The sequence below is a fragment of the Thalassospira lucentensis genome, assembly GCF_050516545.1.
In the GTDB taxonomy this organism is placed as follows: Bacteria; Pseudomonadota; Alphaproteobacteria; order Rhodospirillales; family Thalassospiraceae; genus Thalassospira; species Thalassospira lucentensis_C.
The window spans coordinates 2,345,001-2,368,225 of sequence record NZ_CP191544.1 but is presented as its reverse complement, the minus strand read 5'-3'; the positions used below and the strand labels follow the sequence as shown (position 1 = coordinate 2,368,225).

The 23,225-nt window shown below is 52.5% G+C and carries 18 protein-coding genes (1 of these 18 only partly in view); 8 read left to right on the top strand and 10 right to left on the bottom strand.

All coding sequences use genetic code 11. The annotated features are described in order from the left end of the window. Positions 1-184: 184 nt before the first annotated feature. From ACQ0MK_RS10980 to glpD, 7 genes are all read right to left on the bottom strand, one after another. Positions 185-1,933: an ABC transporter substrate-binding protein gene (locus ACQ0MK_RS10980; protein ID WP_430472616.1), complete on the bottom strand. Its 1,749-nt coding sequence runs from the start codon at positions 1,931-1,933 to the stop codon at positions 185-187. A gap of 138 nt (positions 1,934-2,071) precedes the next feature. Beyond that, positions 2,072-2,344 carry a DUF2160 domain-containing protein gene (locus tag ACQ0MK_RS10975; protein ID WP_430472615.1) on the bottom strand — a complete coding sequence of 91 codons (273 nt, stop codon included), beginning with the start codon at positions 2,342-2,344 and terminating at the stop codon, positions 2,072-2,074. A gap of 24 nt (positions 2,345-2,368) precedes the next feature. Continuing rightward, positions 2,369-3,172, bottom strand: coding sequence for a carbohydrate ABC transporter permease (locus tag ACQ0MK_RS10970; RefSeq protein WP_430472614.1), 804 nt, complete (start codon positions 3,170-3,172; stop codon positions 2,369-2,371). A 1-nt stretch (position 3,173) separates the two neighbouring features. After that, positions 3,174-4,046, bottom strand: a complete 873-nt coding sequence (locus ACQ0MK_RS10965) for a carbohydrate ABC transporter permease (RefSeq protein ID WP_430472613.1) — start codon at positions 4,044-4,046, stop codon at positions 3,174-3,176. A 14-nt stretch (positions 4,047-4,060) separates the two neighbouring features. Then, positions 4,061-5,152 (bottom strand): ABC transporter ATP-binding protein, encoded by a 1,092-nt coding sequence (locus ACQ0MK_RS10960; protein WP_430472612.1) that lies wholly within the window; start codon positions 5,150-5,152, stop codon positions 4,061-4,063. A 15-nt stretch (positions 5,153-5,167) separates the two neighbouring features. Next, positions 5,168-6,268, bottom strand: a complete 1,101-nt coding sequence (locus ACQ0MK_RS10955) for an ABC transporter ATP-binding protein (RefSeq protein WP_350160276.1) — start codon at positions 6,266-6,268, stop codon at positions 5,168-5,170. Beyond that, complete coding sequence (gene glpD / locus ACQ0MK_RS10950) at positions 6,265-7,821, bottom strand: glycerol-3-phosphate dehydrogenase (protein WP_430472611.1); 1,557 nt, start codon at positions 7,819-7,821, stop codon at positions 6,265-6,267. Before glpD ends, ACQ0MK_RS10955 begins: the two co-directional genes overlap by 4 nt. Before the next feature lie 543 nt (positions 7,822-8,364). On the opposite strand from glpD, the gene ACQ0MK_RS10945 reads away from it, so the two are divergent. Beyond that, the gene (locus ACQ0MK_RS10945) at positions 8,365-9,825 is read left to right on the top strand and encodes an NAD-dependent succinate-semialdehyde dehydrogenase (protein WP_430472610.1); all 1,461 of its coding nucleotides are present in this window, start codon (positions 8,365-8,367) and stop codon (positions 9,823-9,825) included. A 95-nt stretch (positions 9,826-9,920) separates the two neighbouring features. Here ACQ0MK_RS10945 and ACQ0MK_RS10940 read toward each other — a convergent pair whose 3' ends face one another. Then, the gene (locus ACQ0MK_RS10940; RefSeq protein WP_430472609.1) at positions 9,921-10,466 is read right to left on the bottom strand and encodes a hypothetical protein; all 546 of its coding nucleotides are present in this window, start codon (positions 10,464-10,466) and stop codon (positions 9,921-9,923) included. 300 nt (positions 10,467-10,766) lie between these two features. Between ACQ0MK_RS10940 and glpK the strand changes: the two genes are divergently transcribed. Together glpK and ACQ0MK_RS10930 are read left to right on the top strand one after the other, a co-directional pair. Next, complete coding sequence (glpK, locus tag ACQ0MK_RS10935; protein ID WP_430472608.1) at positions 10,767-12,263, top strand: glycerol kinase GlpK; 1,497 nt, start codon at positions 10,767-10,769, stop codon at positions 12,261-12,263. Positions 12,264-12,427: 164 nt separating this feature from the next. Next, entirely contained in the window at positions 12,428-13,369 is a 942-nt protein-coding gene (locus tag ACQ0MK_RS10930; RefSeq protein ID WP_430472607.1) for an AEC family transporter, read from the top strand. Between the two features lie 6 nt (positions 13,370-13,375). Here ACQ0MK_RS10930 and ACQ0MK_RS10925 read toward each other — a convergent pair whose 3' ends face one another. Further along, positions 13,376-15,457 carry a bi-domain-containing oxidoreductase gene (locus ACQ0MK_RS10925; protein ID WP_430472606.1) on the bottom strand — a complete coding sequence of 694 codons (2,082 nt, stop codon included), beginning with the start codon at positions 15,455-15,457 and terminating at the stop codon, positions 13,376-13,378. A 138-nt stretch (positions 15,458-15,595) separates the two neighbouring features. Between ACQ0MK_RS10925 and ACQ0MK_RS10920 the strand changes: the two genes are divergently transcribed. From ACQ0MK_RS10920 to ACQ0MK_RS10900, 5 genes are all read left to right on the top strand, one after another. Then, the gene (locus tag ACQ0MK_RS10920; protein WP_430472605.1) at positions 15,596-18,028 is read left to right on the top strand and encodes a glycosyltransferase; all 2,433 of its coding nucleotides are present in this window, start codon (positions 15,596-15,598) and stop codon (positions 18,026-18,028) included. Positions 18,029-18,241: 213 nt separating this feature from the next. After that, complete coding sequence (locus ACQ0MK_RS10915) at positions 18,242-19,138, top strand: dihydrodipicolinate synthase family protein (protein ID WP_430472604.1); 897 nt, start codon at positions 18,242-18,244, stop codon at positions 19,136-19,138. Between the two features lie 173 nt (positions 19,139-19,311). Beyond that, positions 19,312-20,595, top strand: a complete 1,284-nt coding sequence (locus ACQ0MK_RS10910) for an NAD(P)/FAD-dependent oxidoreductase (protein WP_430472603.1) — start codon at positions 19,312-19,314, stop codon at positions 20,593-20,595. Positions 20,596-20,608: 13 nt separating this feature from the next. Next, entirely contained in the window at positions 20,609-21,610 is a 1,002-nt protein-coding gene (locus ACQ0MK_RS10905; RefSeq protein ID WP_430472602.1) for a 4-hydroxyproline epimerase, read from the top strand. A 203-nt stretch (positions 21,611-21,813) separates the two neighbouring features. Then, entirely contained in the window at positions 21,814-22,494 is a 681-nt protein-coding gene (locus ACQ0MK_RS10900) for a GntR family transcriptional regulator (protein ID WP_430472601.1), read from the top strand. Positions 22,495-22,602: 108 nt separating this feature from the next. On the opposite strand, the gene ACQ0MK_RS10895 is transcribed toward ACQ0MK_RS10900, so the two are convergent. Next, positions 22,603-23,225: the 3' portion of a proline racemase family protein gene (locus ACQ0MK_RS10895; RefSeq protein WP_430472600.1), read on the bottom strand. 457 nt of this gene lie beyond the right edge of the window; only the last 623 of its 1,080 coding nucleotides appear in the window; the start codon falls outside the window, past its right edge — the gene reads right to left on this strand; the stop codon is at positions 22,603-22,605.

The following is a 23,225-nucleotide window of genomic DNA, read 5'->3' as shown; positions in this document are numbered from 1 at the left end:
AGGCAGACATTCCCGTTTGGGACATTTCGCATCCGTTTTCGGACGTCTTGGGTTTTTGCTTTTAGGTCTTATGACTTAATGAAAAAGGTGTCTTTGAAATCGTTGATCGTGCAAATGGTGGTTTTGGGAAGGGACGGTCGGGGATGATAAATCACCCCCGACACCCCCAGTAGTGAAGCCCGAATTACTGGGCAGCACTCCATTCCGCGATCAGATCGTCATATTTAACGGTCTCACCCTGCGGTTTTTCATTGGCAAGAAGTGGTTTCGGAGCACCCGGCTGGTCGAACCAGTACTGAGCGTCACGTTCTTCGTTCAGCTTCGGTGCACATTCGCCACCGATGCCGGCACGTTCGAGACGCTGCATGACGCGGTCCATTTCGGTTGCAAGGTTATCCATTGCTTCCTGCGGGGTCCGCTCACCAGTTACAGCTTCGGCAACGTTCTGCCACCAGAGCTGAGCCAGTTTCGGGTAATCCGGAACGTTGGTACCGGTCGGCGACCACTGAACACGGGCTGGTGAGCGATAGAATTCAACCAGACCGCCCCAGTTTGGTGCGATATCGGTCATCGCCTGGGTATCAAGATCAGACTGACGGATTGGCGTCAGGCCGGTCAGGGTCTTTTTCAGCGAGATCGATTTCGAGGTCGTGAACTGCGCATAAAGCCATGCAGCTTTGCGGCGCTCAAGCGGGGTGGACTTCATCAGTGTCCAGGAACCCACATCCTGATAACCAAGCTTCATGCCTTCTTCCCAGTACGGGCCATGCGGTGACGGCGCCATACGCCATTTCGGCGTGCCATCGTCATTCACAACCGGCGTGCCTGCTTTGGCCATATCGGCGGTAAAGGCAGTGTACCAGAAGATCTGCTGCGCAATCTGGCCCTGTGCCGGAACCGGACCAGCTTCGCCAAAGGTCATGCCTGCTGCTTCTGCCGGAGCATAAGCTTTGAGCCAATCAATGTATTTGGTCAGCGCGTAAACAGCCGCCGGGCCGTTTGCTGCACCACCACGGGTGACACTTGAGCCAGCCGGGGAACACCCTTCTACACGGATACCCCATTCATCGACCGGAAGGCCGTTCGGAATGCCCTTGTCGCCAGCACCAGCCATCGACAGCCACGCATCGGTAAAGCGCCAACCAAGTGACGGGTCTTTTTTACCGTAATCCATGTGACCATAGACTTTTTTGCCGTCGATTTCCTTCACATCATTGGTGAAGAATTCAGCGATGTCTTCATAGGCAGACCAGTTAACCGGAACGCCAAGATCATAGCCGTATTTGTCCTTGAACTGCTTTTGCAGGTCTTCACGCTGGAACCAGTCATACCGGAACCAGTAAAGGTTCGCGAACTGCTGATCAGGAAGCTGATAAAGCTTGCCATCCGGACCGGTGGTGAAGGAAAGACCGATGAAATCATCGAGATCAAGGGTTGGAGAGGTAACGTCTTTACCTTCGCCAGCCATGAAGTCGGTCAGCGGCACAACCGCGTCATAACGCGAATGGGTGCCGATCAGATCCGAGTCATTGATATACGCGTCATAGATGTTGCGGTTTGACTGCATTTGAGTTTGCAGTTTTTCGATAACATCGCCTTCGCCAATCAGATCGTGGGTCAGGTTAATCCCGGTGATTTCCGAGAAAGCCTTTGCCAGAACTTTGGACTCATATTCATGCGTGGTGATGGTTTCGGACACCACATTGATGTCCATGCCCCGAAACGGTTCAGCAGCCTTGATGAACCATTCAAGTTCGGCCATCTGAGCATCTTTATCAATGCTTGATGGCTGGAACTCGCTGTCGATCCACTTCTTGGCGGCATCGGTATATTGGTCTGCCATGGCCGGGTTTGCCAGCACAGCAAGACCAAGAGCGACTGCAACGGCACTGCCTTTAACAATGCTAGAGGCGCCTTTGGCTTTAACGATCATGTCGTTTTCTCCCTGGTCGTCTTCCTTTTTTCGCATCCGGTCGATCCGGTCATGAGCAGTGGGGGAAGACGGGTACCCACTGCATATGAGTGAAGAAGGAACGGAACCGCTGTAGGACACGGCACCGTTCCTGATTTCTTAGCCCCAGCGCATGACAACAAGCAGCCATACAAGGGCAATGATGGAGCCAATCCAAAGCGCGGCATCGGTAAATGCCAGCCATCCCAGATGGATATAGGCCGCACCAAGCAAACTGATAAACAGGCGATCCCCGCGCGTTGTTTCGAGTGGCAAAAAGCCACGGCGCGGCACGGTTGGTGAAACCGCCTGCCAAATTCCCATTCCGATCAAGGTCAGGATGATGCAGCTAAAGAATGCTGCGGTAACCGGGGTCCAGGCCATCCAAGTCATGTTGATATTCCTCCTGTTTTCCGATTACACGCGACCCATCGCGAAACCTTTGGCGATGTAGTTACGAACGAACCAAATCACCAAGGCGCCGGGAACGATTGTCAAAATACCCGCTGCGGCAAGCACGCCCCAATCCAGTCCCGATGCGGAAACCGTACGGGTCATGGTGGCCACGATCGGTTTTGCATCGACCGAGGTCAGCGTTCTGGCCAAAAGAAGTTCCACCCAGCTGAACATAAAGCAGAAGAAGGCGGTAACCCCGATGCCCGAACGGATCAGCGGAATGAAGATCGTGGTAAAGAAGCGCGGGAACGAATAGCCGTCGATATAGGCGGTTTCATCGATTTCCTTTGGAATGCCCGACATAAAGCCTTCCAAAATCCAGACCGCGAGTGGCACGTTAAACAGGCAGTGTGCCAATGCCACAGCAATATGGGTGTCAAACAGCCCGACACTTGAATAGAGCTGGAAGAACGGCAGCAAGAACACAGCAGGCGGTGCCATACGGTTGGTCAGAAGCCAGAAGAACAGATGCTTGTCGCCGGTAAAGTTAAACCGCGAGAAGGCATAGGCTGCTGGAAGGGCGACAACCAATGAAATGACCACATTGATCCCGACATAAATCATCGAGTTGATATAGCCCGAATACCAGGCCGGATCGGTCAGGATCGTGGCATAGTTTGCCAATGTCGGATTGTCGGGGAACAAGGTCATTGTGCCCAGAATTTCTGTATTGGTTTTGATCGACATGTTGAACAGCCAGTAAATCGGCAGCAACAGGAACACGATATAAAGTAGAAGTCCGATATGACGTTTCTGGAACTGCATTTTATTGTTCCTCCCGCTTTCCGGCGTTCATCACGACGGTATAGAAAACCCAGCAAACCAGCAGAATGATCAGGAAGTAGATCAGCGAGAATGCAGCTGCAGGACCAAGGTCAAACTGACCAACGGCAATGGTGACCAAGAACTGGCTCAGGAATGTTGTGGCTGTTCCCGGCCCGCCGCCTGTCAGGACAAACGGTTCGGTATAGATCATGAAGCTGTCCATAAAGCGCAGCAGCACACCAATCACGAGAACCGATTGCATTTTCGGAAGCTGGATAAAGCGGAAAATGGCCCAGCGCGATGCACCGTCAATCTTGGCTGCCTGATAATAGGCGTCCGGGATGGAGCGCAAACCGGCATAGCACAGAAGAACAATCAAACTGGTCCAGTGCCAGACATCCATGATCAGAACCGTGACCCACGCATCCATCGGATTTTGGGAATAGTTGTAATCAATGCCCATCAGATTGATGATATAGCCACCAAGACCAATGTCGGCACGGCCGAAAATCTGCCAGATGGTGCCAACTACATTCCATGGGATAAGCAAGGGCAGGGCAAGCAAGACCATTGATGCCGAAACACCCCAGCCTTTGCGCGGCAAGGTCAACGCAACCGCAATGCCCAACGGAATTTCGATCAACAGCACGCTAAGTGTAAAGATGATCTGACGCAGCAGCGCATCATGCAGGCGGCTATCAGCCAGAACCTGTTCGAACCATTCGGTCCCGACAAAGAAACGGGTCTGCGGATCGAAAATGTCCTGAACCGAATAGTTCACAACGGTCATCAGCGGAATGATCGCGCTGATGGCGACGATAAAGAAGACCGGCAGGACGAGGAACCAGGCCTTGTTGTTGGTGATTTTGTTCATTTCCCCATTCCCCCCTACGCGACCAACTGACTGTCGGCGTAAAGCTTGGTCCATTCCGGCGCAAAGCGCAGAATTCCGGACTGGCCGATGATTTGCGCATCTTCGCCAAGCTTGACCTTGATTTCCGATGCGCCAAAGCGGGTGGTTGCGATCTTGTATTGGCCAAGGTCTTCGACCTTGATGATGTTGACTTCAACACCATCGCCTTTGGCAACGTCGCCGGTTTCAAGTTTCAGGAATTCCGGGCGAATACCCAGTTCGATCTTCCCGCTTAGTTTGGAAACCGCGTCAAGGTGACGATCAGAAAGACCGATACGCTGCCCGTCAATCCAGGCGGCACCATCATCAATGTTGCAATCCATGATGTTCATGCCCGGACTTCCGATGAAATAACCAACGAAAGTATGGGCCGGGTTTTCAAACAATTCCTGCGGCGTGCCCAACTGCACGACCTTGCCGCCATACATGACGACAACTTTGTCGGCGAAAGTAAGTGCTTCGACCTGATCGTGGGTGACATAGACCATGGTCGGGCGCAGCTTGTTGTGAATTTCTTTAAGCTTGCGGCGCAGAACCCATTTCAGATGCGGGTCAATCACGGTCAGCGGTTCGTCAAACAGGATGGCCGAAACATCATCTCGTACCAGACCACGGCCCAGCGAGATCGTCTGTTTTTCATCAGCACCCAGACCGCGCGCCTTTTGCTTAAGCTTACCAGTCAGATCAAGCATCCCGGCGATTTCGCGCACACGGGCATCAACGCGTTTTTCATCGACGCCGCGATTGCGCAACGGGAAGGCAAGGTTTTCATACACAGTCATTGTGTCGTAAATCACCGGGAACTGGAAAACCTGTGCGATGTTGCGTTCTTCCGGGGCCAGACCGGTGACGTCTTTGCCATCAAACAGGACCTGACCATGTGACGGGGTCAGAAGGCCGGAAATGATGTTCAAAAGGGTGGTCTTGCCACAGCCAGACGGGCCAAGCAGGGCATAGGCACCGCCATCTTCCCAAACATGTTCCATACGGCGCAGGGCATAATCCTCGTCCGTTTTCGGATCGGGGAAATAGGAATGCGCAAGGCCTTTAAGATCAATACGTGCCATTTTACTTTTCTATCCTCACGCCGCTTTGCCAGTGGAAAGTTCGACCGGCGGCGCGGCCACGAGTTGTCCGTTTGCGTCAAACGCAAACAGGCGTGTTGGATCGACATAGAATGCGGTGGCTTCACCCAGACGCGGGTTGTGAACACCTTCTTCCTGAATGACCCAGGACACATCATTGAAATGCACATGAACGAAGGTTTCCGAGCCGGTGATTTCGGCCAATTCGACCTGTCCCTGCATGGCAATGGTGTCTGTGCCGGTTGGGTCAACCGACAGATGGTTGGCGCGAATGCCAAGGGTGTATTGCCCGGATGGTAAATCCGAAAGATGCCCGGCAAGTGGTACCTGATGGCCGCTTTTCATAAAGATCATGCCATCGCGCACTTCGGCCCCGACAAGGTTGATCGGCGGATCGGAAAAGATCAGGCCGGTCTCAACCGATGCCGGGTTGTGGTACACCGACGTGGTCGGGCCAAACTGGGTCATCTGACCTTCATGCATCACTGCACATTTCCCGCCCAGAAGCAGGGCTTCCATCGGTTCGGTCGTGGCATAGACAACAATGGTGTCGCGTTTGGCCAAAAGATTGGGAATTTCTTCGCGCAATTCTTCGCGCAATTTGTAATCAAGATTGACCAGCGGTTCATCAAGCAGCAGAAGCTTGCAATCCTTGACCATCGCGCGCGCCATTGCGGTACGCTGCTGCTGCCCACCCGATAGTTCCTGTGGCAAGCGGTCAAGCAGATGTTCGATATGCATCAGTTCTGCAGTCTCGCGGACACGCTTTTCGATTTCAGCGGCATCAACGCCCTGAAGTTTCAGCGGGGATGCAATATTGTCATAGACATTCATCGACGGGTAATTGATGAACTGCTGATAGACCATGGCGACATTACGTTTCTGTACAGCCATGCCGGTAACATCAACATCATCAACAAAAATGCGGCCACGGGTTGGCGGTTCAAGCCCGGCCATGATGCGCATCAGTGTCGTTTTACCGGCCAAGGTCCGCCCCAACAGGACATTGAACGAACCTGGTTCCAGTGTCATGGACACATCATCAATGTGGGTCTCCCCGCCCACGGTCTTGGTTATGTTTTCAAGCGTAAGGGTCATTTTCCACTGTTTCCTTCGCCCGCTTTCACGGTGTTTTTTGATTTCGGTTCGGTTTTGAACCATTGGACAATGGCATTACGCGTCTTATCCGATAAATGCAGGCCGAGTTTGGATCGGCGCCACAAAACGTCTTCGGCCGATTTGGCCCATTCGGCATCTACCAGATAGCGCAATTCACATTCATATACGTCGTCGCCAAAATGCTTGCCAAGCCCTTTGAGATCAGACGCTTCACCAATTATCGTATTGGTGAGTGTGCCGTAGTTTTGCACGTAGCGGTAGATGTGTGATTGTGAAATCCACGGAAATTTATTGTGCATCGCAGTAAGGTAACGTTCGAAATCCGCATCGGGAATATCGCCACCGGGAAGCGGTTTGGACGCCGTCCAACGGGTGTCATCGTGCCCAAGCAGGGGGCACAGCTTGCTCATCGCGGATTCCGCAAGTTTGCGATAGGTGGTGATCTTGCCGCCATAGATGTTTAGAAGCGGCGCACCATTGTCGGTGCGATCACCGCGATCAATTTCAAGAACATAGTCGCGTGTGACCTGTGATGCGTCTTCGCTGCCATCGCCATAAAGCGGCCGGACACCGGAATAGGCCCAAACGACGTCATCTGTGGTGATCTTTTTTTCGAAATAGGTGTTGGCAAGCTGGCAAAGATATTCGGTTTCTTCCGAACTGATCGCCACCTTGGCCGGATCACCTTTGTAGTCGCGATCCGTGGTGCCGATCAGGGTAAAGTCTTGCTCATAGGGAATGGCAAAAACAATCCGCCCGTCCGGGTTCTGGAAGATATAGCAATATTCATGATCAAACAGTTTGGGTACCACAATGTGGCTGCCCTGAACCATGCGAATGCCTTGTTTCTTTTTGGCTTCGACCCGGTTTTCCAGAAGTTCGGCACACCATGGACCCGCCGCATTGACCAGTGATCGGGCCTTGATGGTGCGCTCCGATCCATCATCGGAATTGCGGATCGTGACGTTCCAGACATCACCACCGCGCTTTGCCGAAATGCATTCGGTACGGGTTTCAATATGTGCCCCCAAATCTCGGGCCGACATCGCGTTCAAAACCACAAGGCGGGCATCCTGAACCCAGCAATCAGAATAGACAAATGCCTTTTCCATACCACTGACCAGGGGTTGGCCTGCCGGATGGGTTTTCAGTTTGATGCCTTCGGAACCGGGAAGCTTTTCACGACCACCAAGATGATCATACAGAAACAGTCCAAGCCGGATCATCCATGCCGGGCGCAGGCCTTTGACATGGGGCAGAACGAACCGTAACGGCCAGATGATATGCGGGGCAGCGCGCAGCAGAACTTCGCGTTCAATCAGTGCTTCGCGCACCAGTCGGAATTCATAATGCTCAAGATAGCGCAGGCCGCCATGGATCAGCTTGGTGCTGGCGGATGAGGTTGCGCTGGCAAGGTCGTTCTTTTCACACAAAAAGACCTTAAGCCCACGCCCCGCCGCATCGCGTGCGATACCCGTGCCATTGATGCCACCGCCAATAATGGCGATGTCGTATGTTTCTGAAGTGAGCAACCGTATCCTCCCTGGTGCCCTTATTTGTGACAGATGTTCTCAACTGTCATTCTGTTCTTTCATAAACGTTACGAACGCCCCAGAATAATTGCAAGTGAAAATTATGGCGATTTGAAATTTTCGATAATGAACTGAAATTATAGCAATGTAACAGATTGTTATTGCTGTTTTTTTTGTAAACCTCTTGAGGAACACGGTTGGCATGAAGCCGGTGTTTCGGTTCCGATCAGTCCTGTGGAATGCTCAGAATCGCTAAAAAATGAAAAAATACGACCCGGGGTTATCAGAAGGTGGCGATGGCGCATCAACGCGATCTTTGCGCGCTCGGAACAGGTCGCGTTGGATCAGCGCACTGCACTTTCTGCTAAAACCGGCGGTTCGGCAGGGGAAAGTCGCAATCTTCTAGCAAAGCTGTGAAAGGGTGCTGTTTGCGATTGCCAAGGGAGAAATATCTCGCAAAGATGTGGCATTACGCACGGAGCAGACTAGATGTTGGGATATCCAATCTTGTCGCTCCCAATCAAGAAATCCGGAGGCACTATAATGGTTTCGCTTAAAGACCCGTCACTTTTCACCCAACAGGCCTATGTTGGCGGTGAGTGGGTCGATGCCCCAGACGGGAAAACAGAACAAGTCACCAACCCGGCAACCGGCGACGTTATCGGCACAGTGCCGGTTCTGGGCCGTGATGCGGTTGCACATGCCATTGCGGTGGCGGAAAAGGCCCAGAAGCTTTGGAAAAAGCGCACGGCCAAGGAGCGCTCGGTCATTTTGATGAAATGGTACGACCTGATGATGGAAAATCAGGACGACCTTGGCGCCCTTATGACCGCCGAACAGGGCAAACCCCTTGCCGAAGCCAAAGGCGAAATCGCCTATGCGTCCAGCTTCCTGCAATGGTTCGCCGAAGAAGGCAAACGCGTTTATGGTGACGTGATCCCGACCTTTGCCGAAGGCCGCCGTGTGATGGTTTTGAAAGAACCGGTTGGCGTTTGTGCCGCCATCACGCCGTGGAACTTCCCGACGGCCATGATCACCCGCAAAGCTGCCCCGGCGCTGGCCGTTGGCTGTGCGATGGTGGTTAAACCGGCAATGGAAACACCGTTCTCGGCCCTTGCCATGGCGGTTTTGGCCGAACGTGCCGGTTTGCCAAAAGGCTTGCTGTCGATTGTAACCGGTGATGCGGTCGAGATCGGCGCTGAAATGACGCAGAACCCGACCGTTCGCAAACTGACCTTTACCGGATCAACCCCGGTTGGGCGTTTGTTGATGCGTCAATGTGCCGACACGGTTAAGAAAATCAGTCTTGAACTTGGCGGCAATGCGCCGTTCATTGTTTGCGAAGATGCCGACATCGATGCAGCGGTTGAAGGGGCGATTGCCTCGAAATACCGCAATGCCGGTCAGACCTGTGTTTGTGCCAACCGTCTGTTCATCCATGACAAGGTGTATGACGAGTTTGCTGAAAAATACGCTGCCAAGGTTTCCGGAATGACCGTTGGTGATGGCTTTGACGAAGGCGTTGTCATTGGTCCGCTGATCAATGAAAAGGCTGTTGAAAAGGTTGAAAAGCAGATTGCTGATGCGGTTTCCAAAGGCGGGCGCATCCTGACCGGCGGTAAGCGCCATGAAAAAGGCAACTCGTTCTTCCAGCCAACCGTGATTGCCGATGCCAACCGCGACATGATTGTCTTCCGCGAAGAAACCTTTGGTCCGATGGCACCGTTGATCCGGTTCCACAGCGATGACGAAGTGTTGGAAATGGCCAATGATTCCGAGTTCGGCTTGGCATCCTATTTCTATTCACGCGATATCTCGCGCATCTGGAAACTGGCCGAAGGCCTTGAAAGCGGTCTGGTCGGTGTCAATGTCGGCGTGATGGCAACCGAAGTCGCGCCGTTTGGCGGTTTTAAACAATCGGGTGTTGGCCGCGAAGGATCTAAATACGGCATCGAGGATTACCTTGAAGTCAAATATGTCTGCATTGGCGGTGTTGACGAATAAACCGTCAGCCATCTCTCAGAACGCAACAAGGGCGCTGCAAATTGCAGCGCCCTTTGTTTTGGTTGATCTGGAAGGTCAGGCTGACTGTCGCCAGATTAGATGCCCAAAATGTTTTTGTTTTTTCGTGCACCATTGGCGTCTTTTTCATCGCCAAGAATGGACTGGGATGAACCCGAAGGAAGCTCAGATTGAAGGTCAGTGAAGACAGCAAACATGCGCGGGTTAAATGCGATCTGTGCCTGCATGCGATCCCGGCGCTCGCCGCTGGTTTCATCACCGTTCGGGGCTTTGCCCATTTCAGTATTGGCAAGCGTATTGCCGTTTAGCTTCTGCTCAATCGCGTCTGAAATGGCTTTTTCAATCGCTTGACGCTGCGGGGCATCCATTTCAGCAAGCGCATTTTCATCAAGTCCCATGCCTTGCAGGATCTTGGCGCGCATTTCTTCGATCTTGCGATCTTCGATTTCTTTCACATAGGTGGTGAAACCGTGTTCGCGGATATAGGCCAGCTCGGCATTTTCTTCCTTGTCTTTTTCAGGAAGCGGCTGGCTGTTTGATGCAATTGTCCTTGCCTGCTCTACGGCGTTTTTGGCGCTATAGGCGGTGTTGGTGACGCTCATCAATGTGTCATACAATCCCATCAAGAGCCCTCCGTGGGAAAAAGATGCCGGTTAAAATTGAAACTCCTGCGTTAAGATGCAAACCCTGTGCCGCTATTAACGGGCAGTTTTTACCCAAGCGGGACTGTCTGGATTGGCGGGCGAAACAGTCACTTTACGAGAAAAATGCAAAAAATTTTCGAAAACGAATTGTTTTTTGGGTAAATTGTTTTCTAAATAGAGCGATAAAACCATCGGTCTTGCCGCAAAGGCAGGCCGTACCGCATGACTTCATGCAGGGTCGTACGGCAGGAAAACTGCCGGCTCGGGAGGAAAATGAACATGACCGATACGCGTTACATCCTTGCCATTGATCAGGGAACGACAAGCTCACGTGCGATAGTTTTTGATGAAAACGGTCGTTCCGTTTCCGTCGCACAGCAGGAATTCCCACAGCATTTCCCCAATAGTGGCTGGGTCGAACATGATCCCGAAGATCTTTGGAGTACTGTGGTCGCCGTCTGCAAAGAGGCGCTCGCACGGGTTGATATCAAACAGGTCGCAGCCATTGGCATTACCAACCAGCGTGAAACCACCGTGGTCTGGGATCGCAAAACCGGCAAGGCGGTCTATAACGCTATTGTCTGGCAAGACCGCCGCACCGCATCGCTGTGCCATGATCTGAAAAAACGCGATCCGTCACTTGAAGATGCGGTGAATGCAAGATCGGGTCTTTTGATTGATCCGTATTTTTCCGCCACCAAGGTCGCGTGGATTTTGGATCATGTATCAGGCGCACGTGCCCGGGCAGAGCAGGGCGATCTTGCCTTTGGCACGGTGGATAGTTTCCTGTTGTGGCGTTTGACCGGCGGCAAATCGCATGCAACCGATGCCACCAATGCAGCCCGCACCAACCTTTTCAATATTCGTGAAAATGCATGGGACGACACACTGTGTGACATCTTCCGCGTACCACGCAATATGCTGCCGGAGGTCAAAGACTGTGCAGCTGATTTCGGTGTTACCGATGCGGATCTGTTTGGCGCAGAAATTCCGGTTCTTGGCATGGCGGGTGATCAGCAGGCGGCGGCATTTGGTCAGTGCTGCTTTAAACCGGGCGATATCAAAAGTACCTATGGTACGGGCTGCTTTGTGATCCTTAATACCGGTGATGAGGCCGTTACATCCCGGCATCGCTTATTAACCACCATTGGCTATCGCTTGAATGGTAAAACCAGCTACGCGATCGAAGGGGCGATTTTTGTTGCGGGTGCGGCAGTGCAATGGTTGCGTGACGGGCTTGGCATTATCAAATCGGCTGCCGAAACCGAAGGTCTGGCCAAATCATTGGATGACAATCACGGGGTTTATCTGGTTCCGGCCTTTACCGGGCTTGGCGCGCCATATTGGGATCCGGATGCCCGTGGGGCGATCTTTGGCCTGACCCGTGATACCGGGCCGCGTGAATTCGTCCGTGCCGCCCTTGAAAGTGTTTGTTATCAGACATTCGATCTGTTTGAAGCCATGGCGGCAGACGGTGTGTCACCAAAAGCCGTTCGGGTGGATGGTGGCATGGTCTCAAACGACTGGCTGTGTCAGATGCTTTCAGACGTTTTGGGCATTTCCGTTGAACGCCCGGAAGTCACCGAAACAACCGCCCTTGGTGCGGCCTATCTTGCCGGTTTGCAGGCCGGTATTTACCGCGATCTCGATCATATTTCCGAAAACTGGCACCTGGATGCCAGCTTCGAGCCCAAGATAGAAGACGGGCGTCGGGCCGGTCTTTTGGCCGGGTGGAAAAACGCTGTGAAGCGGGTTCAAACCGACCCGGGTAATTGATCTGCATAGCAGCCTTGCCCCGGATTTGGGTCGTAAGGCTGGTAAGTACCTAAATTGCTTTGTAGTATTTCAGGACAGCATCAATGGTGCTGTCCTTTCTTTTTGCACGATAATTCGGGTTTGGGCCCTTGTCGTGCCTTGCAGTGCATTATGCCGGGGGAAGCATGCTTGATCTGATCGTCGGAAAAGTTGGACCTGTCTTTTTGACGATCCTGTGTGGTTTCCTTTTAATCTATTTCAAGGTGATTTCCCGCGAAGGCATCCCGTTCCTTGCCAAAATTGCGATGAATGCCTTTATCCCGGCGATGCTGTTTCAGACCTTATCGAAATCCGATATCAGCGCGCATTTCGATTTGCGCCTGTGGGGAAGCTATTACACCGGCATTCTTTTGAACTTTGCACTGGTCTTTTTTGTTGCCCGCGCATGGCTTAAGGCCAAAACCGACGAGGCGGCAATCACCGCCATGGGCGGGGTGTTTTCCAACATTGTTTTGCTGGGCATTCCCTTGGTTCAGGCGGTGTATGGCGAAGAAGGTCTGGTGCCGCTTTTGATTGTTCTTTCCATCCATCCATTGACCCTGATGGGCCTTACGATCCTGATTGTCGAAGGAACCCGCAGTGGCGATGGTCATTGGCTGTCCAAAGTCCTGCGCAGCGTTGTGCGCGTGGTTAAAAACCCGATCATCATTGCCATTGTTCTGGGTGTTTTGGCCTCGCTTTCGGGTCTTCGTATGCCCGAAATGGTCGATGGCACGCTAGAACGCTTTAAAACCGCAGGTCCGACCATCGCGTTGTTGCTTGTCGGGGCCGGGCTTTATGGTCAGTCGGTGCGCGGTAATCTAAGTGCCAGCTTGTTGTGTACGGTTGCCAAGATGTTTGTTCAGCCGCTTCTGGTGTTTTCGGTCGGGCATTTCATCTTTGACTTGCCGCCGCTTTGGTTGACGATTGTCACATTGGTTGCAGCCCTTCCATCCGGGGCCAATGTCGCGATTTTGGCGGGCAGCTATAATATCTGCATTGATCGGTCATCAACGACCATTCTGATCACGACGATTGTCAGTATATTGACCCTGCCATTGCTGGTTTTGTATGCCGGACCACATTAATCAACGCTAGCTGTTTGCGGCCTTAAGAATACGGGCCATCAAGGTGATTTCATCGGTTAGGCTGGGTGTCAGTGGATGCGAGGAACCTGATGTGATCGCATCGGCAAAGGCATCAATTGCGGCCTTCTGACCTTTGTCTTGGCCAAACCAGTTGCGCATAACAGTACGGCCATTGATCTGAAGTTTCCGCCAGCCGGTGATCTTGGCATCAAATCCGGGTGCATTGATTTCAAGGATTTCTTTTGCGCAACGCCGATTGGTCAAAAGATAGCTTATTTCGCCGGTTGATCCATCGGCGAAACGCAGCTGCCAGATGCTGTCCCCGATCTTGCGATCCAACCAGTTGCACGTAATTTCAGTGATATCGCGTCCGATCAGGCTTTGGATCAGATCAATGAAATGACTGATCTCGCCAAGTGTTCGGCCTCCTTGTCCGGGGTGGTAAAGCCAGTGATTGGCAGGCAGTGGGGAAAACCGAACCCGATAGCGAAAATGTTTCGCGCCATCAGGCAGGCTTGCTCGCAATGCCGCGCTCATCGGGGTATAACGGCGGTTATGGCCAAGCATGAAGATGCTGTTTCCCGTTGTCCGCGCATTTTGGTCGCGAAACACCTCAAGGCCCGCGTGATCAACCGCAATCGGTTTTTCCAGCCAGATATTCTTGCCCGCCATCAATGCCATCGCAGCAAGTTCCGCGTGACTGTCATGGCGGGTGGTGATCATGATGCTATTCACATGCGGATCATTAATAACATCCTGTGCCGAAGATATGGCTTGGGCAGAAGGAACCTTCCGCGCCAATGCCATGGCCGAAATACCGTTTTGCGAGCAACAAGAAACAATGTCGATATCTTCTCGCTTGTTCAGAACGGGCAGCAAGTTGCCACCAAAGTAATTTCCGGCACCAATCAGTCCTAGTTTAATCGCTACGTTTGACGGGATTGGTGTTTTCTTGGTGGGCTTCTGTTCAGCTGGTTGGGAGCTTGCAGTATCATAGCGGACAATGCATGCCAGATGATCAGGACCGGGGCCTTTGGCGAAATGATCGGCGATGTCGGTAAATGCGATTTCGCTTGTGATCAAGGGGCTTGGATCAAGCCTGCCGTCGGCCATCAGATGAAGGGCGGCTTGCATGTTACGCTTGATCGTCCAGCGGACATGACCAATCGGGTAATCTTGCCCAAGCTCTTCATATCCCGGGTCATAGCGCCCCGGTCCATAAGATCGCACTTGCCGGATGGTAATTTCCTTGGCGTAAAGGGGGGGACGCTCGGCATTGATTGCGACATCGCCAGTGCAGACAATAAGTGCCCGATCCCGGCATAGCCGTGTCGCAGCATCAATCTGACGGTTTGCACCTTTGGCCGGGGCGCAAATATAGACAGCATCAAATGTGTTTGCCGTTGCATCGGATGACGTAGCAAAACAGGCATGTGCGCCGTTTTGTAGCGCGGAGTTACGGCGAAATGCGTCGGGTTCAATGATCTCGACATGGGCACCTGCGACCCTTGCGACTTCGCCAACCAATTGTCCGATCAATCCTGCACCGATGATTGCGATCCGATCACCAATCGCAGTCTCGCCCTGCCGCATGGCATGGAGTGCCAAGGCATACAGGGTGGTAAAAGCGGCCTTTTGGTCACTCACTGTCTCGGGTATGGGGCAGGCTAAATTGATGGGAACAGTATTCCATTCGGCGTGATTGGCATGACCCATCCCCGCAATGGCAACCCTTTGCCCGACAGAAAACCCGTCGGCGTTTTCACCGGTGGCGTGAATGACGCCAGAACCGCAATAGCCCATGGGCAAGGGCTGATTAAGGCGGTTGTTTACCCGATCAAGTGTGCGTGAAGCGCCCTCAGACCCAAGGGTGCGCAATGTTAGCGCGACAAGATCTGGGCGCTGCCATGCCTTGTGAAGCAGCGATGCGGTGGTTTGTTTGACTTGGGAAAACTCGGTGCCCGGACTGATCAGGCTATAGCTGGTGCGGACAAGAATTGCGTTTTTGGTCGGCGACGGAATAGGGCAATCGACAAGGGCGATTTTGCGTTCCCCCGGAAAGCGAAAAAGAGCTTTCATATCCGTCATAATCATCCCTTGATCAGAATAGGTTGAAGATTGTCGCGACAATTAAACCACATGCCCCGCATGCAGGTCGATCCATGATTGACGTGGGCGCAGTCCACGTTTAGCAAGATGGCAGACTTCAATTTGGAACCATAGATCATGCAACAAACTGTCCCGACACGGCATTGGCGCGACACCGTGCTTGGCCTTGCCGCCATCCTGTTTGGCATTTCTGCACCGCTGTTTTTCTTTGGGCGGACGGCTTTGGGTGTCGGGTTAGCACTTTCTTTAATTCTTGCTGTTGCCTCTGCAGACCATGGTGAAGCATGGCGTAAAATGCGATCCGACATTACTGGGCCAATCGGGCTTGTTGTCGGTTTGGCGCTTGTTGTTTTCCTTGTCTCGGCAAGTCTTTCCGTCGTTCCTGCGAAATCGCTTGGGACGTGGGCGGCACGTTTTTCAATGATTGCCGGTATCTGGTACCTGATGTGGCTCATCGCCCCGAAGGCACGATTGGCTTGGGATGCATGCATTTATGCAACCTGGGTTCTCGCGGCATATTGTGTGATTTCAATTTTGGTTTATCCGGAGCTTCTTTCTTTAGAAGCGATGCGTGAACCGGAATTTCATTTTGATATTACACGTCGCCTCAAGCCAGTCGGAAGCTTCCTGATTTTTGGCGCAATGATGCTCATTGCGGATGCCATTGATCAAAAAGGGCTGAGGAAATATGCCTCGTTGGCGGTTGTTATTTCTATCCTGCCAATACTCGAAGTTTCGCACGGACGGGCCAACGTGGCAGCAATTCTGGCAGCGGCATGTGCTGTTGGTTTTTGTGCTATCTTGCACATTAAGTCCCGTGCGCTAAAGTTTGGTGTTTTGATTGGGATATCGGGAACTGTTGGCCTCGCACTGTTTTGGTTAAGCAGTCTGACTCAGAGCACGATAGAACTACGTGATTTCGTCACTTATCTTCCAACAGTGCTTGTCGATGTTCATCGCCAAATGATCTGGCAGTTCACCTATAGCCATGTTTTTGATCATCCCTTGATTGGTTATGGCATCAACGCGGCACCTTGGGTGCCGGGTGCAAATGATCTGGCAGGCAGTTCAACTCAATCGGTTTTACCTGGGCATCCCCATAGCTGGTTCATGGAGATTTGGCTCGAAACAGGCATTATTGGGCTTGTTACAATGGTGTCATTGGTCGCGCTGTTAGCAGTGACGGCCTTCAAGGATGTGTGTCGCAATGGCATAAACGTGGCTGGCCTCACACTCGCAATGTTGGCGGCTTACTGGTTTGCCGGGTTGTTTAACTATTCGTTCTGGACGTCGTGGTGGTTTGGCGTCTTCATGCTGTCGCTTTCTTTGGCCTTCTTGCGCCGGGAAATGTTGGTCAAAGAAAACTCATTGCCGGGAAAGCTCAAAGCGCAGATGCGTCGTAAGACTATGATCGTCTGCGCGGAAGACTGGTCTTTTGTTTCTCATCGCATTGGACTTGGACGTGCAGCACTGGTGCGCGGCGATGATGTTGTTGTGGCATGCAATGTTGGTACTGCGACGGAAGGCCTTCGCAAAGAAGGTTTCCGGGTGGTCAATGTGCCAATTGCACGTGGTGGTCTCAGCCCGATCAAATCGCTAAAAACGGTGAAGGCCTTGGCGTGTTTGATCCGGCGCGAAAACCCTGATGTGATTGTTAATGTCGCCATTCAATGTGTGGTCCTATCGGTGTTTGCCGGGGTTCTGGTCGGGGCGAAACGATCGGTTAATATGGTCACCGGTCTTGGTTTCCTGTTTGTTTCCGGCGGGGCAAAGGTAAAACTGGTCCGCACGATCGTCTCGCTGATCCTGCGGGTTTATGCGCGGTTTGGCTCGGTCAATGTGATTGTGCAAAATCAGGACGATCATGCCCTGATGACCAAGCTTGGGTTCAAGCCGGATCGGCTGACGCTAATCCGGGGATCGGGGGTGGACATTTCAACATTCGCGCCAGCTCAGAAAACCATGTCAGAACCCAAAACGGCGATTTTTGTTGCCCGTATGCTGTGGTCGAAAGGATTGGCGGAGCTGATCGAAGCATCACGGATCCTGAAATCACGCGGGCGCAGTTACCGGCTGGTTTTGGTCGGGGATGCTGATCTTGCCAATCCTGACAGTGCGACTGAAGCGGACCTCATCAAATGGCAGCAGGATGGCTTGGTCGAATGGCTTGGCAAGCGAGATGATGTTGCCAAACTGTTGCGCGATGCCGATTTGGCGGTTTTGCCATCTTGGCGCGAAGGTCTGCCCAAGGCGTTGTTAGAAGCCGCCGCATCCGGGCTTGCCATGGTGGCAACCGATGTGCCGGGCTGTCGCGAAATTGTCAGGCCAAACGAAAACGGTCTTTTGGTGCCGCTTCGTGACGGGAATGCTTTGGCCGATGCCATCGAAGAATTGATGGAAGATGATGACAAGCGTGCCAGATTTGGCACAGCAGCCCGCCAACTGGTTGAACGTGAACTGTGCGACAGCGTCATCATCACCCGGACATTGGCCGTTGTGACCGGGAACAAACCGGCAAGCCGTCTTCGTACGATACCATTTCGGGCATGATGGCCTGATTTTTCGAATCACAAGCGGTGAGAGAACATCAATCAAAGGGCCCGGTTTCGGGCCCTTTTCTTTTTGTTGAAAAATCCCGTTGCACCCGCTTTTTATATTTTGTATACAATATACATGAATTGCATATGGTCCTTTGGACAAAGGGCATTTGAACATTAAAGGCGCAGTCAAATTCACTGCGCTGTATCAGGAGGTTGCTTTCCCATGCAGGTAAACTGGACTGGCGTTTTCCCCGCCGTTGCGACACAGATGAACGAAGATGGTTCTATCGATTTTGATATGACCGCCGAACAGATCGAAGCTTTGATCGCTGCGGGCGTTGATGGTTTGGTCATGCTGGGCTCGGTCGGTGAAAACACCGCACTTGAGCCTGAAGAAAAGATCGCCGTCCTGAAACTTGCTGTCGAAATCACCAAAGGCCGCATCCCGGTTCTTTCCGGCGTTGCCGAATTCTCGACACAGGCCGCCATCCGCTACGTTAAAACCTGTGAAGAACTTGGTGCGGATGGCCTGATGTTGCTGCCGGGTATGGTCTATACCGCCGATCCGCGCGAAAATATTGAACATTTCCGCACCGTTGCCGGTGCGACCAAACTTCCGATCATGATCTATAACAATCCCGGTGCGTATCGCATCGATATCAAGCCAGAAGAATTCAATCAGCTTGCTGATGTTGAAAATCTGGTCGCGATCAAGGAAAGCTCCGGCGATCCGCGCCGCATCACCGACATTTATAATGCCTGTGGTGACCGCTTTGTTCTGTTCTGTGGCATGGATGATCTTGTGATGGAAACGCAGGTTCTTGGTGCTGTTGGCTGGATTTCCGGTTTTACCGATGCCTTCCCGAAAGAATCAGTCGCCCTTTGGAAACTGCTTTCGGAAGGCAAATACAAAGAAGCCCTGACGATTTATCGCTGGTTTACGCCAATTCTGCACATGGATGTGCATGCCAAACTGGTTCAGTACATCAAGCTGGCACAAGAAATGACTGGCGTTGGCAAACCACACGTTCGCGCGCCGCGTCTGGCCCTAGTTGGTGAAGAACTTGAAACCATCAAAGCGATCATTCAGAAAGCCATCGATACGCGCCCGTCGGTCTAACGCCTGACACAAAGCCTGCAATCATCGCTCCCGCCACAAAACCATGATTGCATTGGCAGCGTATTTGATGGAACAGTGAGCTCCCCCGTGAAATATCGCGGGGGAGTTTCCTGATATCTTGCAGATCGTTACCGCCAAAAGCCAACGCAACCCCCAAAAGTTGAGGCCCCGATATGTCCCAAGCAAAACCAAAATCCAAAAGCCAGACACCAACCGCCCATAAGGTCGTTGTCATCGGTGCGGGGATTGTCGGGGTGAATGTGGCACTCGCCCTTCAGGGCAGGGGACATGACGTCACGATTCTGGATCGTGGCGAACCGGGTATGGGGGCGTCTTTTGGTAATGCTGGTGGTATTGCCGTGACGGAATGTGCGCCCATCGCAATGCCCGGAACCATCATGAATGTGCCGGGCTGGTTGATGGATCCACTTGGTCCCTTATCGGTGCGTTGGAGCTACCTGCCCAGAATGATGCCTTGGCTCTTGCGGTTTGTCGCATCAAGTTCCAAAAGCCGGGTAGAACAGATCGCAGTCGAACTGGCCGCTCTTCTTAACCGTGCTTGGGATGATTATGATCCCGTGATCGCAAAGGCCGGTCTTGCCGATGCTGTCTTTAAAAAAGAAGGTGCCATGGCGGTTTACCGCTCGGACGCATCGCGGCGTGGTGCGGATTATGAAATCGATCTTCGCCGTCGCAACGGCATAAAAATCCGTGATCTGAGCCGCGATGAAGTCCGCGATCTTGAGCCTGACCTTGCACCGATCTTTGCCTGCGGTGTGATGGAAGAAGATTGGGGCCGTGTTCTTGATCCCTATAAGATCGTCATGGGGCTTTATAAATGCTTCCTTGATCAGGGTGGTAGGTTTGAGGCAGCCGACGTTACCGATTTCGTGTATCGGGACGGAAAACCCCGTGCCGCAATGACGACATCCGGCGACCAGATCACGTTTGACAGTGTTGTTGTTGCTTGCGGCGCATGGTCAAAAACGCTGGCCAAGCGCCTTGGCTCGCCTGTACCACTTGATACGGAGCGCGGCTATAACACGACCGTACCCTATCATGATGCCAAACTTTCGCGCATGGTGATCTGTGCCGATGACAGCTTTGTCATGACCCCGATGGAAATGGGCATTCGTGTTGGCGGTGCGGTGGAACTTGGCGGTTTGATCGCCCCGCCCAACTATGACCGCGCCAAGGCCCTGTTTGCCAAGGGCAAGGAAGCATTACCAAAGCTTAACGCCGAAGGCGGCACGGAATGGATGGGCTTTCGGCCGTCAATGCCGGATTCAAAACCGGTCATTTCCAAAAGCCCGAAACATCAAAATGTCTTCTTCTCATTTGGTCACGGGCATCTTGGCCTGACCATGGCAGCGACAACAGGGCGGTTGATTTCTGATCTTGTCGCAGGATCAGAAACACCGATCAATATGACGCCTTACCGTATCAATCGTTTCTAAGTTCAGGTTCCCTATGGCGAAAAACAGTTTCTTTTGTGTAGATGGACATACATGCGGCAACCCGGTGCGTCTGGTTGCCGGTGGCGGGCCAAAGCTTAAAGGTGCCACCATGCTGCAAAAGCGGGCGCACTTTTTGGCGGAATTTGACTGGATCAGAACCGGTCTGATGTTTGAACCACGCGGTCATGACATCATGTCGGGCTCAATCCTGTATGATCCGACATCCGATGATTATGATGTCGCCGTGCTGTTCATCGAAACGTCCGGCTGCCTACCGATGTGTGGTCATGGCACGATTGGCACGGTTACCATGGCGATTGAAGAAGGTCTGGTAACCCCCAAAGTCCCGGGCAGGTTGCGTCTTGAAACCCCGGCGGGTCTGGTCATTGCGGAATATAAACAGGTCGGGGATTATGTTGAATCGGTCAAGCTGACCAACGTCCCATCGTTCCTGTATAAAACCGACATCGAAGTCGATTGCCCGGACCTTGGCCCGATCAAGGTTGATGTTGCCTATGGTGGCAATTTCTATGCGATTGTCGATCCACAGGAAAACTTCACGGATATGGCAGATTTCACTGCCGGTGATCTGCAACGCATCAGCCCGGAACTCCGCCGTCGTCTGAATGCACAAAGCGATTTTGTCCATCCGCTGCATCCTGATATCAAAGGACTGTCGCATATTCAATGGACAGGCAAACCGACCCAACCCAACAGCACCCATCGCAATGCGGTGTTTTATGGCGATAAGGGGATTGATCGATCCCCATGTGGGACGGGTTCCTCAGCCCGATTGGCACAGCTTGTCGCCAAAGGTCTTTGGGACCCGGCGGATGAGCTGGTTCATGAAAGCATCATCGGATCTCAATTCCGCGTTTCCGTGGTCGAAAAAACCAAAGTCGGTGACTATGACGCGGTGGTACCGGGGATTGAAGGATGGGCGCGCAAGCACGGCTATAACACCATCTTTATTGATGACCGCGATCCCTATGCGCATGGCTTCATTGTGACCTGATGCGCATATGATCAGAGAAATGCAAAAGGGGGCTTTATGCCCCCTTTGTCGTATATCGGTTCTGCTGCCAAGATTATACTATATGCAATTGTATTGCGACTTGGCTGATGCGCGGTTATGACTATTTCCAGACCGATGTTTCGGTTTGAACGAATAGTTTTCCCGGCTGCAATAAGACCGGGTAACACAATAAAAGAGCTGAAATGACTGCATCACCGCGATTTACCCGCCGCACAATCACCGATCAGGTGACCGAAGACCTTCGGGCACGCATTCTATCTGGCGATTTCCCCGCAGGTTTTCAGTTGCGTCAGGATGCGATTGCCGGTGAATATAATGTGTCCCGTATTCCGGTGCGCGAGGCCCTGCAACGTCTGGACGCCGAAGGACTTGTTTCCTTTGAGCCCCATAAGGGCGCGATTGTTTCGCATCTTTCGATTGATGAAATCGAAGAATTATTTGAGGTTCGCAAACTGCTTGAATGTGAATTGCTGCGTTATGCCGTCCCGCGTTTAACCCCCGCAGACCTCAAATCGGTCGAAGATATCCTGCTGGTCTATGATGAAGCATTCCGGTCAGGCGATGTCTCGAAATGGGGGGAGCTTAACCGCGAATTTCATGATCGATTGTACCGTGCATCGAACCGTCCTAAGACGCTCGAAATTGTTCGCATGATTGGCAATAACACGGTGCGCTTCACCCAGGCACAGCTTGCCCTGTCAGGGGCGACAGATCGGGCCGAACGCGAACATCATGAGATTTTCGAAGCCTGCAAGGCTGGCAATGTCGATGAGGCAGTCGAACTTCTTGCCGATCACATTCAAAGCTCTGCCGACAGCTTGATGGGCTGCTTACGCAAGGCCCGCGAAGAAGCCGCGTCCTGAACCGCACAACACATTTGATCAGAAGTCATGATCAGAGATAAAGGGATGCACAGGATGGCATCCCTTTTTGGTTTCTAATCTGTAGTCGGATGGTCGGGGTAATATGCGCTACCCAACAATAAAGCCGCGCCCGACTTCATCGCCATCTTCATGCCAGAACCGGGCCGTGCCACTGTAATGGGCCTGCCCCTTGACCGATGCAATGATGGCCTGATGCGGTCCGCACGTTGTGGTGCTGGCGACCGATCCTTCAAAGCTTGATTCGATGATACTGTCAAACTGTCGGGTTTGGTTTGGTGCTATCAGTCCCTTGGCGTGTTGAATGGCAAGTCTTGCACTGACTCCGGACCCGGTCGGACTGCGATCAACCTGGTTTTTGGCAAACACACATATATTGCGTGTCGGGGTGTTGTCGTATGCATCCTTGCCATCGGTCAGGATCGCGCCATACAAAAAGGCCAGATCATTGTGATCAGGGTGGGAAAGCAGGGTGCTGGCATTGACCGCCGCACAAACATCCTCGGCAAGGGTCTTAAGCTTTCCAACATTTTCTGGTGTAATCGCAAGCCCGAACTGCCCAGCATCAAGGATGGCATAAAATGCCCCGCCATATCCGATATCGGTTTTGAAATGCCGCCCGTCCGAAAGCTGCAATTCAAGATCGGCGGCAAACATAAAGGATGGCACCGAGGCAAAGCGTACTTTTCCCGTCTTGCCATCTTTAACGTCAA

Coding starts and splice junctions, on each gene's coding strand:
- ACQ0MK_RS10925 (WP_430472606.1), bottom strand. CDS start 15,457: ATGACGGATATGAAAGCTCTTTTTCGCTTTCCGGGGGAACGCAAAATC.
- ACQ0MK_RS10930 (WP_430472607.1), top strand. CDS start 12,428: ATGCTTGATCTGATCGTCGGAAAAGTTGGACCTGTCTTTTTGACGATC.
- ACQ0MK_RS10900 (WP_430472601.1), top strand. CDS start 21,814: ATGACTGCATCACCGCGATTTACCCGCCGCACAATCACCGATCAGGTG.
- ACQ0MK_RS10920 (WP_430472605.1), top strand. CDS start 15,596: ATGCAACAAACTGTCCCGACACGGCATTGGCGCGACACCGTGCTTGGC.
- glpK (WP_430472608.1), top strand. CDS start 10,767: ATGACCGATACGCGTTACATCCTTGCCATTGATCAGGGAACGACAAGC.
- ACQ0MK_RS10940 (WP_430472609.1), bottom strand. CDS start 10,466: ATGGGATTGTATGACACATTGATGAGCGTCACCAACACCGCCTATAGC.
- ACQ0MK_RS10945 (WP_430472610.1), top strand. CDS start 8,365: ATGGTTTCGCTTAAAGACCCGTCACTTTTCACCCAACAGGCCTATGTT.
- ACQ0MK_RS10970 (WP_430472614.1), bottom strand. CDS start 3,172: ATGCAGTTCCAGAAACGTCATATCGGACTTCTACTTTATATCGTGTTC.
- ACQ0MK_RS10955 (WP_350160276.1), bottom strand. CDS start 6,268: ATGACCCTTACGCTTGAAAACATAACCAAGACCGTGGGCGGGGAGACC.
- ACQ0MK_RS10960 (WP_430472612.1), bottom strand. CDS start 5,152: ATGGCACGTATTGATCTTAAAGGCCTTGCGCATTCCTATTTCCCCGAT.
- ACQ0MK_RS10965 (WP_430472613.1), bottom strand. CDS start 4,046: ATGAACAAAATCACCAACAACAAGGCCTGGTTCCTCGTCCTGCCGGTC.
- ACQ0MK_RS10915 (WP_430472604.1), top strand. CDS start 18,242: ATGCAGGTAAACTGGACTGGCGTTTTCCCCGCCGTTGCGACACAGATG.
- ACQ0MK_RS10910 (WP_430472603.1), top strand. CDS start 19,312: ATGTCCCAAGCAAAACCAAAATCCAAAAGCCAGACACCAACCGCCCAT.
- ACQ0MK_RS10980 (WP_430472616.1), bottom strand. CDS start 1,933: ATGATCGTTAAAGCCAAAGGCGCCTCTAGCATTGTTAAAGGCAGTGCC.
- ACQ0MK_RS10975 (WP_430472615.1), bottom strand. CDS start 2,344: ATGACTTGGATGGCCTGGACCCCGGTTACCGCAGCATTCTTTAGCTGC.
- ACQ0MK_RS10905 (WP_430472602.1), top strand. CDS start 20,609: ATGGCGAAAAACAGTTTCTTTTGTGTAGATGGACATACATGCGGCAAC.